General features: G+C 62.3%; 19 protein-coding genes. 9 read left to right on the top strand and 10 right to left on the bottom strand.

What is annotated here, in order from left to right; all coding sequences use genetic code 11:
* Window position 1: 1 nt before the first annotated feature.
* The 9 genes from CW360_RS14135 to CW360_RS17380 form a co-directional block, all read right to left on the bottom strand.
* A complete protein-coding gene (locus tag CW360_RS14135; protein ID WP_101194146.1) occupies window positions 2-298 on the bottom strand; it encodes a VpaChn25_0724 family phage protein in 297 nt (98 codons plus the stop codon).
* 7 nt (window positions 299-305) lie between these two features.
* Window positions 306-641, bottom strand: a complete 336-nt coding sequence (locus tag CW360_RS14130; protein WP_101194145.1) for a DUF2730 family protein — start codon at window positions 639-641, stop codon at window positions 306-308.
* Window positions 641-1,264, bottom strand: coding sequence for a lysis protein (locus tag CW360_RS14125; protein WP_101194144.1), 624 nt, complete (start codon window positions 1,262-1,264; stop codon window positions 641-643). Before CW360_RS14125 ends, CW360_RS14130 begins: the two co-directional genes overlap by 1 nt.
* A 12-nt stretch (window positions 1,265-1,276) precedes the next feature.
* Window positions 1,277-2,134 (bottom strand): transglycosylase SLT domain-containing protein, encoded by an 858-nt coding sequence (locus tag CW360_RS14120; protein ID WP_101194143.1) that lies wholly within the window; start codon window positions 2,132-2,134, stop codon window positions 1,277-1,279.
* A 2-nt stretch (window positions 2,135-2,136) separates the two neighbouring features.
* Window positions 2,137-2,442 (bottom strand): putative holin, encoded by a 306-nt coding sequence (locus CW360_RS14115; RefSeq protein ID WP_245874726.1) that lies wholly within the window; start codon window positions 2,440-2,442, stop codon window positions 2,137-2,139.
* Window positions 2,443-2,785: 343 nt separating this feature from the next.
* Entirely contained in the window at window positions 2,786-3,136 is a 351-nt protein-coding gene (locus tag CW360_RS14110) for a DUF2513 domain-containing protein (RefSeq protein ID WP_101194142.1), read from the bottom strand.
* 40 nt (window positions 3,137-3,176) lie between these two features.
* Window positions 3,177-3,443, bottom strand: coding sequence for a hypothetical protein (locus CW360_RS17145; protein WP_245874725.1), 267 nt, complete (start codon window positions 3,441-3,443; stop codon window positions 3,177-3,179).
* Window positions 3,444-3,787: 344 nt separating this feature from the next.
* Window positions 3,788-4,285, bottom strand: a complete 498-nt coding sequence (locus CW360_RS14100) for a hypothetical protein (protein WP_101194140.1) — start codon at window positions 4,283-4,285, stop codon at window positions 3,788-3,790.
* 24 nt (window positions 4,286-4,309) lie between these two features.
* Entirely contained in the window at window positions 4,310-4,783 is a 474-nt protein-coding gene (locus CW360_RS17380) for a helix-turn-helix domain-containing protein (protein ID WP_157825306.1), read from the bottom strand.
* 96 nt (window positions 4,784-4,879) lie between these two features.
* Here CW360_RS17380 and CW360_RS14090 point away from each other — a divergent pair, with 96 nt between their 5' ends.
* The gene (locus CW360_RS14090; protein ID WP_101194138.1) at window positions 4,880-5,452 is read left to right on the top strand and encodes a Mor transcription activator family protein; all 573 of its coding nucleotides are present in this window, start codon (window positions 4,880-4,882) and stop codon (window positions 5,450-5,452) included.
* An 81-nt stretch (window positions 5,453-5,533) separates the two neighbouring features.
* Window positions 5,534-5,791, top strand: coding sequence for a helix-turn-helix domain-containing protein (locus tag CW360_RS14085; RefSeq protein ID WP_101194137.1), 258 nt, complete (start codon window positions 5,534-5,536; stop codon window positions 5,789-5,791).
* Window positions 5,792-5,809: 18 nt separating this feature from the next.
* Here the strand turns inward: CW360_RS14085 and CW360_RS14080 are convergent, their stop codons facing one another.
* The gene (locus tag CW360_RS14080) at window positions 5,810-6,061 is read right to left on the bottom strand and encodes a hypothetical protein (RefSeq protein WP_101194136.1); all 252 of its coding nucleotides are present in this window, start codon (window positions 6,059-6,061) and stop codon (window positions 5,810-5,812) included.
* Window positions 6,062-6,179: 118 nt separating this feature from the next.
* Between CW360_RS14080 and CW360_RS14075 the strand changes: the two genes are divergently transcribed.
* From CW360_RS14075 to CW360_RS14045, 7 genes are all read left to right on the top strand, one after another.
* Entirely contained in the window at window positions 6,180-6,668 is a 489-nt protein-coding gene (locus CW360_RS14075) for a hypothetical protein (protein WP_101194135.1), read from the top strand.
* Window positions 6,661-6,921 carry a hypothetical protein gene (locus CW360_RS14070; RefSeq protein ID WP_101194134.1) on the top strand — a complete coding sequence of 87 codons (261 nt, stop codon included), beginning with the start codon at window positions 6,661-6,663 and terminating at the stop codon, window positions 6,919-6,921. The genes CW360_RS14075 and CW360_RS14070 overlap by 8 nt, the downstream gene beginning before the upstream one ends.
* A 103-nt stretch (window positions 6,922-7,024) precedes the next feature.
* On the top strand, window positions 7,025-7,324 hold the full coding sequence (locus CW360_RS14065) for a helix-turn-helix domain-containing protein (protein WP_101194133.1): 300 nt from the start codon (window positions 7,025-7,027) through the stop codon (window positions 7,322-7,324).
* 15 nt (window positions 7,325-7,339) lie between these two features.
* Entirely contained in the window at window positions 7,340-7,618 is a 279-nt protein-coding gene (locus tag CW360_RS14060; protein WP_101194132.1) for a hypothetical protein, read from the top strand.
* Window positions 7,618-8,541 carry a hypothetical protein gene (locus CW360_RS14055; RefSeq protein WP_101194131.1) on the top strand — a complete coding sequence of 308 codons (924 nt, stop codon included), beginning with the start codon at window positions 7,618-7,620 and terminating at the stop codon, window positions 8,539-8,541. Before CW360_RS14060 ends, CW360_RS14055 begins: the two co-directional genes overlap by 1 nt.
* A gap of 3 nt (window positions 8,542-8,544) precedes the next feature.
* Entirely contained in the window at window positions 8,545-10,314 is a 1,770-nt protein-coding gene (locus CW360_RS14050; protein WP_101194130.1) for a DDE-type integrase/transposase/recombinase, read from the top strand.
* Window positions 10,314-11,483, top strand: coding sequence for an ExeA family protein (locus CW360_RS14045; protein WP_101194129.1), 1,170 nt, complete (start codon window positions 10,314-10,316; stop codon window positions 11,481-11,483). Before CW360_RS14050 ends, CW360_RS14045 begins: the two co-directional genes overlap by 1 nt.
* Window position 11,484: the final 1 nt, after the last annotated feature.

Below are 11,484 nucleotides of genomic sequence, written 5' to 3'. Positions count from 1 at the left end.
GTCAGGGCCTCGGCTTGCTGACGCCCGGCACCGAGGCACGGCCAGCAGCTACGTCGCCGCCGCGCTCGGTCAGGGTCACGACCAGGACGGAGCCGATGTCCTCGATCGATACCAAGCCCTGTTCGCCGAGCCAGGTCAGGTCACCCTTCACCTGGTCGCGGCTCGGGTGGTGCCCGAACTGGCCCAGCAGGTTGGCGATCACCGAAGAGTTGGAGCGGTACTGCGGCAGCTCAGAGAGGATGCGCAGCATCACCAGGCGCTGATCCTGGCGCAGAAAGTCAGCGTATTGAGTGCTCATTGCAGCCTCACTTGTTGTTCAACAGGTATTCGTTCATGCGCTCAACCGCGCGGGCCAAAGGGTCGAGTGCTTTGGTCACCCCTGCGATCTCGACCTTGATTGCCTTCATATCGCCGGCCAGGTCGGCCAGTTCGCCCGCCAGCTCGGTCAGCTGCTCGCTATCGGGCAGGTGATTCATGCGCTGCTCCAGTACCAGGATGCGGTTGTCCTGCCCGTTAAGCCGACCGGCCAGCTGTTCGGCATCGGCCTTGGAGCTGGCTTTACGGGCGCTGCTGATGGAGAACAGCCCCACCGCAACCGTGAAAACGAACTGGCCGGCGCGCAGCATGTAGTCGAGATCCATCAGTGTTTGTCCTTGTCGTGTAGGTCGATCAGCGCGTTCAACTGCGCCAGGTTGGCGAGCGCCCACGCGCCGTAATCGCGGGCATGGGCCAGGATGTCAGCCGCGCTGACACCGCTTTCCAGTAGCTCGGCGTCAGCGCCGGGGGCGGGCCAGGCCGCTGCTTGAGCGCCGGGGGTAGCTCGGCATCCGGCTGTGGCGGGCAGACCGGTTCCAAGGGCTGCGTTGAAGTCGCGCAGCCAGCCGCAAGTGACAATGAAGCGAGGAGCAGGCACAGGCGCAGCGCCTGGCGCGGGGCGGTACTGAGTCGATACATGGGCGATTCGCTCCTGGTTGAGTTGGTGCTTTAGGCGCTGGATTTCATCCTGGGCGGACAGGTACTGCAGTTCGGCCTGGTTGGCGCGTTCTACCTGCTGGCGGTACAGCAGCAGGCTCTCTTGGGCGGCGCGGCGGCCTTGTTCGGCGTACTCCAAGCGCAGGCTCTGCAGGGCTGACTCTCCCTCGGCCTTGGCCGTGCGGTATCCGCTGTCATACATGCCCGAGCCATGCACCCCGAAGGCGGCGGCGAAGGCGATGACCAGCAACAGCCAGAGGTGGTCGCCGGCCCAACGAATGAGGGTATTCATCAGCGCCGCCCCTTACGCCGTTGCCGGTATGAGCCCGGCCTGGCTGCCGGGTCGCGGTGTGGCGGCGAGGCGTACAGCTCGCTGGCGGCGAGCCAGTTCAGTGAGCAGGCTGCAGGTGATGTAGTGGCGATGCTCATCGCCAGGCACAGCAGTGGTACTTTCATCATGGCGGTACCTTTCGGCACACACGCCAGGGCCCCAGCCGGCAGCCACGTACATCGGCTCCCAGCGCAGCAGGATGGCGCGCGGGTAATGGCGGTTCTCTTTGAAGTTGCTGGCCGAGCGGCCGGAATTGTGCCGCTCGACATGACCGAACCAGGCCAGCGGATCGGCGCCCTTTGCCGATGCCAGACGTCGATCACGATTCACCCAGCCATTGCCGCCGTTGTAGCCGGCCATCACAAAGGCCCAGCGGTCACACTCGCTAACGGCCTGGTTTCGCTCATAGAGCCAGCGGTCGAACGCCACCATGGCCCGCAGCGCCCACCCAGGGTTGTACGGCTGCGCCGGGCCCAGGCTGCGCGGGTAGATCTCGGCCATCCAATCGGCAGTCGCTGGCATGAACTGCGCCAGGCCCTGGGCGCCGACCGGCGAGCGAGCATTCACGCGCCAGGCGCTCTCCTGGTGCACCTGCGCGGCGAAGGTCGCCACAGGCGCGCCCAGGCCCCATTCAGCATGGGCGGCGCGCACCAGGGTGCGGCGGTGCTGCTCGGCAGCCGTCGGAATTGCAGCATCGGCGCTGGGCACCATAGAGCAACCGAGCACGACAAGAAGCACGAACAGCGGCCACAGGAACAGGCGCGGTTCGATCATCCAGATGATGTACAGATCGTTGCCGATCTCGGCGAGCCAACGCTTGAGGCGCGTCATAGTCAGAGCCCCAGCGTCATGCCGAGGACGCACGCCAGCACGATCAGGGCGCGGCGTAGCCAGGCGCCAACGATATGGATGCCGCCGATGCACTGATGAGGCCGGGCCTCGACCAGGAACAGTGCCCGATCGATGTAGTAGCCCAGCACAGCGCCAATGGTGATCAGGCTGGCCTTATACAGCACCACCTGCAGCTGCTCGGGGCGCACATACCAGATGGCGACGAGCAGCAAAATGGAAATGACAGCGAAGACAGTCATGCGCGGCAAGAAGCGGCGCTTGGGCTTGTTCTGACAGGCGGTGGCCATGGGGTGCGCTCCGAGGTTGGCCAATCCCTGGCCGTTGCTGTGCTCATACCGGCAGTCCGACCGGGAGAGAGATCACAGCTTCGCCTCGCGCGCGCGCGGAGTAATTTGGACGGGGCAAAAATACATTGCCGCAACAAGGGAGAAGAATCAGACGACCGAGAGTGCCCCCAGAGAGAGAGTTACAGCCATGAAAGACAAAGCCCTTCAAGACCTTTGCAATACCTGGGCTCAGCGAGCACAGGCCAAGTTTGCCAGTGCCGAGTTGGAAAAAGATGAAGTGGGGCGCCGCTTGATCGAGCACGGCGCCACGTGTTACGCCAACTGCGCGCTTGAGCTGCGCGAGCTACTCCAGACCCGGAATATGCCTACGGATCTCCAACTTGAGAAAGTCCAGGAGAACACCAAAAGTCCATGAGGCCGATGGCTTGATAACCTTTTCCTTTGCGCTGTTCCAGATCGTGTCATTACGAATGGCATCAGCAAAGTCATGGCCTAGCCAGGTCAGTCTCCAAAGCAGCGCTGCAGTCGGGATTCCACGCTGAGCAGGTGCAAGAGCGCCCTCGGCGAGTCCCGCCTCGATTAGCAGCTGTGCGTGGTAATTAAATTCAGCCTTATCGACATCAGGCAAACCGTTCAGGTGACTATTTTCCAGGGCGATAACCATCGCCCTAATTAAATCCATGTCACGCTTCATCCCTATACCCTCTACTGATTGAATCCTGCACGTAGGACATTCACTGCCCCATGATCAGCCGATAGCGCCGCTGGTATTCCTCGTAGCTCAGCCCTGGAGTCCGGGTCAGCTCTTGCAGTTGCTGCTCCTGAGTCGCCGCGCCGCTGGTAGAGGGCTGGGGAGCCACTGATGCTGCAGGCGTTGCACTGGAGGGCACGGAGGCTGGCGTCACAGCATGACCTGCACTGGGTATGCGATAGGCCGTCGCCTCAATCAGGTACTCGTTGACGAAGCAGTTGTAGGCCGGGAAGGGCTGAGTCTGCGACATGATCTGAACGTAGTTGGCCCCCATGGCATGCGCCCGGTTACGTAGATTGGCCACAGCTCCAGCGTAACTACCCCGGTACCCGAAAAGACCACATCCATGTCCATGGACCCCAGTGACTTCGCCGAGGTACTGGTAGCCCGTGACATCCCCCTTACCAATCTGTATCAGCTCCGCACCGGCAACTAATGGCTGTGGGTGCTTGCCCGCACACCCTGCCAATGTCATGGCCATTGCCAAGCCTGTGAACATCATCGCAACTCGCTTCATTCCCTTGCTCCCTTGGTTCAGAAAATCCAGCCGATAACCACCCGGCCAGCAGCACAGTGCACACCTGCTCCATTCCATTAACGTCTGCGGCGCAGTTCTGCCTCAATCGTGTCGATATAAGCCTGGCTGTCTTGCATCAATCGCCCTTCAACGCGTCGAATCCGCATCATCCAGGTCGACAGAATGGCCATCAGGATAATCGTTGGCGCCAGTACATAAGGCATGGTTTGCGGCCCCAGACTCAGTAACCAGCCACTGAGCAAGCCAACGGCCATCAGCGCCAACATCAGCATCAGCAGAAGACAGGGAGCATTTAGCCAAAAGCCTCGCCAGCCGCTCCACCACTGTGCCTTCCAATGAGCCAAATGGTTGAGTAGTTCGGAAACGGCCAAATCTGCCCAGGTGCGCTTCTGCCCCTGCGAATTGAAAACTATCTGGGTGCCGCCCAGCGAGATATTGCCGGAGTTATTACCGCCCACCGTTATCGATATCGAGTGCTCTTTTCCATCCTTGGGCAAGGCGTCAATTTCCTTGCCGAGCAACTCAGAAAGTTTCTGCAGATCATCGTCCTTCATACCTCACTCCTTACGCGCCGTGCGCTATCGACTTACTACCAACTTCAAAATCCGCTCGACTTTGGGCTCATCCAGGGCCGGCTCGTCAGCCAACACGTTGTAAACCTCGGCCGCCAGCACCACCAGACGCTTGGCGGGCCAGCGCTTGCCGGCCTGCGCAGCAAAGCGCTCCAGTAGCTCAACGATGCGCGCCAGGCGATCCGCATCGATCTGCGGTACCGCGCCAGAGTGCGTGACCGGATTGGCTTTTTCAGTCACATGTGTCGACGTCGACACATGTGACTGTTCGGTCACACATTGCAAGCGCTGCCCAGTTACCACGTAAAGCACATCCAATCCATGCTCCGCCAAAACGCCCAGAACGGTCGCGTTTGGCGCGGCTGCGCCTTTCTCCCAGTTGATCTGCGAGTGCTTGGAGGCCCCAGCCAGGGCAGCAAATTCCGTCTGGCTGAAGCCCAAGCGCTCCCTCTCAGCCTTAAGTCGAGCGCCAAGGTTCATAAATATCTACCAATCGCTTGACTGGTAGAGAATTCTCTACCATCATTAACCGCACACCACAGCGCAACACCTCGCCTAGCCACGAAGGTAAACGCCATGAACCCAGTACAAACCCAGAGCATCCAGCAGCGAGCTGCTGAAGCGCTGGCCGCTGCCAAGGTTGTGCCTGGCAACGGTATCGACACCTTTTCATACCTGAAGCTAACCGCCGAACAGCAGGCCCTGATCGATGCCGCCATCCTCGCGGATTTCGACGGCACCAATCACAGCGAGCTGGCGTGCCGTTATCGCGTCACCCTTCGTAAGGTTTACCAACTGGTGAAGCAGTCACTACGGCAAAACGTGTCTCTGGCGCTCCATCGAGTCGCGGATAGCGAGGCTGAAGTGATCTGGGCAAGCAGTCTTCACTCAGCGGAGCCCCTACGGCTGCTCGAAGCTGGGCTTGAAGCCTTTCAAAAGGCCAAAGCAAGGCTTCAGGCAGAGGCACATGACCCGGCTGGCCTTCTTCTATCGCATCGGCTTCTAGTCGCCATCGCTGTTCTTCCAGCAGGGCATCCAACAGTTCTTGCGGCGAGTAACCGGGGACCTGCTGCAAGCGCGCCAGCAGAAACCCCACCAGGCATTCAAAGCCCTGCAGGTAATCCGCCTGTTCCTGAGCCTGTTCCCTGATCGCTGCCAGCAATGGTTCCAACTGATCCATCAGCGCCGTTCCCTTGCCAGAAAACCGCAATCTACCACACGAGGCCCGACATGAAAGGCAAACGCAGTACTCCTAAAGCGGCCCCGCTGCCGTACCCGCAAACCGCCGAGAGCGCCAACGCCTGGTTCATCACCCATGGCATATGTAAGGCGCAATGGGCCAGGGAGATGGGTATCGAACGGGCCATTCTGGTCGACCTGTTGCGCGGCCGCCTCAAGGGGCTGCGTGGCGAGGCGCATCTCGGAGCCATCGCCCTGGGTCTCAAGGCTGCCCCTGAGTCCTCCGCATCCACCCGCCAGGTCGCCTGAGGGCCATTGCCATGTCCATTACTCGTGGCTTTGCGGCTTGGTTTCACGGAAGGCTTGATCCATTCGCTCCCATTCAGCAGCCAAACCCAGCATTGCCTGATGAGCCTGTTCGGCAAGCGGATGCTCACCCCATGGGAACGTCCGTAGATCCTGCATCAGCGCCTCGGCGCTCAGCCCCTGAAGCGCCAGCCGCCGCACCAATAGCGCCCATGAGTAGGTCGTCGCCGCAAGTCGCACTTGAAGCTCATCGGAATTTAGACGGTCTCGCATAACCCACCTCGTTCGTGAATGACGAGAACAGGCTGGCCCACAGGCAACCGCATTGCCAAGGGTGAAACAGCGTTTTTGATTGGACGCCGCAGCAGACGGCCCTAAGGAGCCCCATCCAATGACCCGCCGCAATTGGAAACACTGGGTACCACGCTCGCCCGCCGAGGCTATGAGCGGCTGCGCCGAGCATGCATTGCAGCGCCATAACCGCGGGATCGAGCGGCTTGCCACAGACCATCTGTGCCAGAACAACGCCAGCTCGCTCTACAAGTGGATGGGCAATGGCCGTCTGCCGCTGACCATGGTGTTGCCATTGGAAAAAGCCTGCGGCCTGCCGCTGATCACCCGCTACCTGGCGGCCGCCCACGGCAAGCTGCTGGTGGACATCCCGATCGGTAAGACCTGCAACAGCGAGGATCTGCAGCAGCTGCAGGGCGTGCTGCACAACGCCACCGGCGCACTGCTGGCTTTTTACGGCGGCAAGCAAACCGCCGAGCAGACCCTGGATGCCATCCGCGCTGGCCTCGAATCCCTCGCCTGGCACCACGGCAACGTCGCCCAGGCGCAAATCCCACAACTCGACTTTGGAGTGGCTGACGATGAGTAAGGCCATCGACATCCGCATGCTGCTGCGCCGCCTGGACGAACAGGCTCAGGAGCAGCTCTGCCAAGAGGTGGCGCGCCTCTTTGATGAGAACGCATGCCTGCGCGCCGAGCTGGCCCGCATGGAGGAGTGCGCCGAAGGGTGGTGCAACGAAGCCCAGCGTCTCCACCAAGAGCTGGCGGCAGCCACGGGTGGCCAGACTGCTATCACCCAATCCGGCGCTCTGGTCGTCATCTCGCTGGAGAGCTGCGCATGAAGGCTCAACGCGTTGCCATCTGGGCGTATGTGGTGACTGACCGTATTACGGGCAAGACATTCGTGCAGTACCTCCCGGTACAGCAGCCACAGGAGCGCTAGACATGTCCGTCAAACGTACTCATGACAGCGTGCGTCGCGCCATGCGACTACTCAAGGCGCTGCGCGGCCACACCCTGACTGGGCTGAGCAATGTCGAGTTGGCAAAGGCCCTGGGTGAGAGCGCTGCCAATGTCACGCGCTATGTCGACACCCTGGAAGAGGAAGGCTGGGTCACACGGCTACCCACCGGGCGCATTGCGCCGAGCATTGGCTTTTTGCAATACGCGATGGCCACCGCTGAAGAATTGCAGCGTGGCCAAGCACGCATCATCGAAATTCAGTCACGTATCAGCCCCCAGTAAAGAAGGAGCACCACCATGGACTATCTGAAACTCACTGCCACCATGCTGAAGGATGAGCCACGGCGCAGCAGGCCTTTCCAGGAGGGCATGGCAGCCGTACTGCGTAACCGTATCGATCAGACCTTGGTTAAAAACCCTTATGAGCCAGGCAGCCCGGAGTCTGACGCCTTTGATCATGGCCGTTTGCGGGCGCATAACGAATTTCGCAATTTACTGATCGAGGCGGGAGGTGATCGCTCTCAGGCCATTGCCATCTTGCAGCGCCTGGCCGGTGATGAGCGGAGGGTTGCCTGATGGCTCGCACACCCTCAAGCGACGTCGAACTGGTCGCCGACGTAGATATCGGCAGCGAACTTACCGCCGCCCAGCACCAGGTGGCCACGCTCACTGCTGAGCACGAGCACCAGGTGCGCGCCGTGGCCGCCCAGCTGGGCTACCAGCTGCCGGCCGACTGCACCGACCCGGATCTAATCCAGCGCGATATCGCCGCCAATATGCGGCGCAGCGTGGAGGCCTGCCTGGAAGTGGGGCGCGGGCTGAGAGTACTCAAGGAAGCCTGCGGGCCGGGAAACTTTATCGATCGCCTAGATGCACTAGGTATCGATCGGTTTGTAGCTGCAAAATTCATGCAGTCAGCAGCAAAGTTCGCCAGTCTGGGTAGCAACTCAGCCCTGACCAAAGCCCTCGGCAATCAGTCCAAGCTGTTCGAGATGCTCGTGCTGGACGACGAGGGAATCCAGGAACTGGAACTCACCGGCCAGACCGGCGAGCTGACCCTGGATGACGTGGCCACCATGAGCGTCAAGGAGCTGCGCAAGGCCCTGCGCGAATCCCGCGAGAACCTGAGCGCCAAGGAGCGCGTGATGGCGGATATCACCGCCAAGAACAACCAGCTGGCTACTGAGCTGGCGAAAAAGCCCAAGGTCATCGTGGTGCAGCCCGTCGAGGAGGCCAAGCAGTTGCGCCAGGAGGTGGTGGCCACCGCCTACGAGGTGGAAGGCACCCTGCAGGGCACCCTGCGCAAGGCCTTCGCCGACCTGGAGAAGCTGGCCCAGCAGACCGGGGAGGATCACCGCGGCTTCACCGCTGCCCTGGTGCGCAACCTGGAGGTGACGCTGATGGCGATTCGCAGCGAGTTCCACCTGCCCGAGCTGCACCCGGACCAGTTACCCGGCTGGCAGAGCCTGCTGGGCCTGGATGACCTGGCCGAGGGCTGACCCATGAACCCCATCCATGCCCAGGAGATTCTGGCGGCCTATGGCCAGGCCCAGCAGGCCGGCGCCAACCGCACCGCGCTGTATGCGGCCACGGCGGCACGGCTGGGCATGTCGCTGGCCACCCTGTACCGCAAATTGGAGGTACTGACCGTGAAGGACAAACCGCGCAAGCAGCGCAAGGATGCTGGTAACACCAGCATCCCGCTGCGCGAGCTGCAGCTGATCTCTGCCCTGCTGGTGGAGAGCATCCGTAACAACGGCAAGCAGTTGTCGTCCATCAAGTTGGCGGTGGCGCGGCTGCGCGCCAACGGCCTGATCCGCGCCGAGGTGCTGGACAAGAAAACCGGCGAGCTGCGGCCGATGAGCGAGAGCGCCATCAGCCGTGCGCTGTACCAGCACAACCTGCACCCCTCGCAGGTACTGGCCCCGGCGCCGGCCATCAGCCTGGCCAGCAAGCACCCGAACCATGTGTGGCAAATCGACGCCTCGATCTGCACCCAGTTCTACCTGGACGACGACGGCGCCCGCACCATCAACCCGGCCGAGTACTACGACGGCAAGCCGGCCAACCTGAAGAAGATCGAGCGCAAGCGCCTGTGGCGCTACGCGATCACCGACCACACCAGCGGCACTATCTATGTGCAGTACGTACTCGGCGCCGAGAGCGCGGAGAACCTCTGCCACGTGCTGATCTGCGCCATGCAGAAGCGCGGCGAGAGCGACCCGTTCCACGGTGTGCCCTTCATGATCATGACCGACCCCGGCGCGGCCATGACCTCGGCGATGTTCCGCAACCTGTGCCAGGCCCTGGGCATCGAGCTGATCATCAACGAGGTGGGCAACGCTCGCGCCAAGGGCCAGGTGGAACAAGCGCACAACATCGTTGAATGCGAGTTCGAGAGCGGCCTGAAGCTGGAGAAGGCCGAGACCCTGGCGCACATCAACGCCCGCGTCGGCGAGTGGATGCGCGCCTTCAACGCCACCGCCATCCACAGCCGCCATCGCCGCACCCGCTACGGCGTGTGGATGCTGATCAAGCCCGAGCAGCTGCGCATCGCGCCGCCGGCGGAGGTGTGCCGGGAGATGGCCACCTGCGCGCCGGAGCTGCGCAAGGTCAATGTGCTGCAGCAGGTGTCCTACCGGGGCGCGCTGTATGACGTCAGCAGCGTGCCGGGGGTGATGGTCGACGCCAAGCTGTTGATCACCCGCAACCCCTGGCGCGACGCGGAGAGCGCCCAGGTTGTAATGCGCGACGAGCACGGCCACCAGACTCTGTACGTGATCGAGCGCCTGGACCGCGACGAGCACGGCTTCGTTGAAGGCTCGGCGATGATCGGCGAGGAGCACAAGAGCCGCGCCGAAACCCCGGCCCAGGTGGCGCGCACGGTGCTGGAGCAACTGGCCACCGGTGCCGACAGCGAGGAAGGCGCCGAGCAGGCACGCAAGGCCAAGGTCACGCCGTTCGGCGGCGCCATTGACCCGCACAAGCATCTTACCGACACCAGCCTGCCGGCCTACCTGCCCAAGCGCGGTACCGAGCTGGAAACCCGCGTCAGCCTTGCCGGCCTGGCCTCGGTGGAGCTGCCCAAGCTCAACCGCATCGAGCTGGCCAAGGCGCTGCGCGCTCGCCTGGGCGCTACCTGGACGCCCGAGTCCATGGAATGGCTCAAGGCCAACTACCCCGATGGCGCCATGGAGGAGCAGCTCGACGCCATCGTCGCCCAGCTGCAGACGCCCGCACGCCCAGGCCTGCGCCTGGTTGGGGGCGAGTGATGAAACGCCTCAAGCAAGTGCTGGCCAGCGTAGGCAAGGGTCAGGCCGACCTGGCCAGGGCGGTGAAGCTCAGCCCGGCTGCCATCGCTCAGCTGATCAACCACGGTCAGTGGCCGAAGAGCATCCCGATGAACCAGCTGGCCTGGGCCATCACCGAGTATCTGATGCAGCAAGGCGCGGAGTTCGACGCTGTGCGCGCCGCGTTCGATGAGATGGGGCCTGCGCGCGCCAACGCGCAGACCCCAGCAACCCCGGAAACCAATCACGAAAACCAGGAGTGCCCCGACATGCTAATGGCTAAACAAACCCCGCGACCAGACACCAAGCGCGTCTTTGGCTTGATGAGCGACCCATTCGGCGATCTGCGCAGCGCCGAGGACATGTACTTCAGTGGCGACATCCGCTACATCCGCGAGTCGATGTACCAGACGGCCCGGTTCGACGGCTTCCTTGCCGTGGTAGGCGAATCCGGCGCCGGCAAAAGCACCCTGCGCCGCGACCTGTCTCACCGCCTGCGCAATGAGCCAGTCATCACCATCGACCCATTCGTCATCGGTATGGAGGCCAGCGAGGTCAAAGGCAAAACGCTGAAGGCGACCCATATCGCCGAAGCCATCATGTACGCAGTGGCGCCACTGGAGACACCGAAGTCCAGCCCCGAGGCGCGTTTCCGCCAGGTGCACACCACCCTCAAGAACTCGTTCGCCGCTGGCAATCGTCATGTGCTGATCATTGAGGAAGCCCACGCCATCCCCGTGCCCACACTCAACCACCTTAAACGCATGCGCGACCAGTTCGAGGATGGCTTCGACAAGCTGCTCTCCATCATCCTGATCGGCCAGCCCGAGTTGCTGAAGAAGCTGAGCCCACGCAACGCCGATGTGCGCGAGGTGGCACAGCGTGTCGAGATCGCCATTCTGCAACCCATCCCCAAAGGCGACGTCGAGCAGCACCTGGCGTTCCGCGTCGCGCGGGCCAACAAGAAGCTGGATGAGCTGATCGATGCCAGCGGCATCCACGCCATCATCGAGCGCCTCGGCAGCTCGGGCAAATACGGCGCCAGCCAGCTCTACCCGCTGGCCATCGGCAATCTGTTCAACGCCGCGCTGAATCTCGCCGCCGAGATCGGCGAGAGCCGCGTGACGGCTGATGTTGTGAAGGGGGTGTGAG

The sequence above is a fragment of the Pseudomonas fluvialis genome (assembly GCF_002835605.1).
Classification (GTDB): domain Bacteria; phylum Pseudomonadota; class Gammaproteobacteria; order Pseudomonadales; family Pseudomonadaceae; genus Aquipseudomonas; species Aquipseudomonas fluvialis.
Note: the sequence above shows the minus strand (reverse complement) of the source record. Positions and strands in the feature narration are given on the sequence as shown.

Bases quoted from the DNA above. Each gene is read 5' to 3' on its own strand.
- CW360_RS14135 (WP_101194146.1), bottom strand. From the start codon at position 298: ATGAGCACTCAATACGCTGACTTTCTGCGCCAGGATCAGCGCCTGGTG.
- CW360_RS14130 (WP_101194145.1), bottom strand. From the start codon at position 641: ATGGATCTCGACTACATGCTGCGCGCCGGCCAGTTCGTTTTCACGGTT.
- CW360_RS14125 (WP_101194144.1), bottom strand. From the start codon at position 1,264: ATGAATACCCTCATTCGTTGGGCCGGCGACCACCTCTGGCTGTTGCTG.
- CW360_RS14120 (WP_101194143.1), bottom strand. From the start codon at position 2,134: ATGACGCGCCTCAAGCGTTGGCTCGCCGAGATCGGCAACGATCTGTAC.
- CW360_RS14115 (WP_245874726.1), bottom strand. From the start codon at position 2,442: ATGGCCACCGCCTGTCAGAACAAGCCCAAGCGCCGCTTCTTGCCGCGC.
- CW360_RS14110 (WP_101194142.1), bottom strand. From the start codon at position 3,136: ATGAAGCGTGACATGGATTTAATTAGGGCGATGGTTATCGCCCTGGAA.
- CW360_RS17145 (WP_245874725.1), bottom strand. From the start codon at position 3,443: ATGTCGCAGACTCAGCCCTTCCCGGCCTACAACTGCTTCGTCAACGAG.
- CW360_RS14100 (WP_101194140.1), bottom strand. From the start codon at position 4,285: ATGAAGGACGATGATCTGCAGAAACTTTCTGAGTTGCTCGGCAAGGAA.
- CW360_RS17380 (WP_157825306.1), bottom strand. From the start codon at position 4,783: ATGAACCTTGGCGCTCGACTTAAGGCTGAGAGGGAGCGCTTGGGCTTC.
- CW360_RS14090 (WP_101194138.1), top strand. From the start codon at position 4,880: ATGAACCCAGTACAAACCCAGAGCATCCAGCAGCGAGCTGCTGAAGCG.
- CW360_RS14085 (WP_101194137.1), top strand. From the start codon at position 5,534: ATGAAAGGCAAACGCAGTACTCCTAAAGCGGCCCCGCTGCCGTACCCG.
- CW360_RS14080 (WP_101194136.1), bottom strand. From the start codon at position 6,061: ATGCGAGACCGTCTAAATTCCGATGAGCTTCAAGTGCGACTTGCGGCG.
- CW360_RS14075 (WP_101194135.1), top strand. From the start codon at position 6,180: ATGACCCGCCGCAATTGGAAACACTGGGTACCACGCTCGCCCGCCGAG.
- CW360_RS14070 (WP_101194134.1), top strand. From the start codon at position 6,661: ATGAGTAAGGCCATCGACATCCGCATGCTGCTGCGCCGCCTGGACGAA.
- CW360_RS14065 (WP_101194133.1), top strand. From the start codon at position 7,025: ATGTCCGTCAAACGTACTCATGACAGCGTGCGTCGCGCCATGCGACTA.
- CW360_RS14060 (WP_101194132.1), top strand. From the start codon at position 7,340: ATGGACTATCTGAAACTCACTGCCACCATGCTGAAGGATGAGCCACGG.
- CW360_RS14055 (WP_101194131.1), top strand. From the start codon at position 7,618: ATGGCTCGCACACCCTCAAGCGACGTCGAACTGGTCGCCGACGTAGAT.
- CW360_RS14050 (WP_101194130.1), top strand. From the start codon at position 8,545: ATGAACCCCATCCATGCCCAGGAGATTCTGGCGGCCTATGGCCAGGCC.
- CW360_RS14045 (WP_101194129.1), top strand. From the start codon at position 10,314: ATGAAACGCCTCAAGCAAGTGCTGGCCAGCGTAGGCAAGGGTCAGGCC.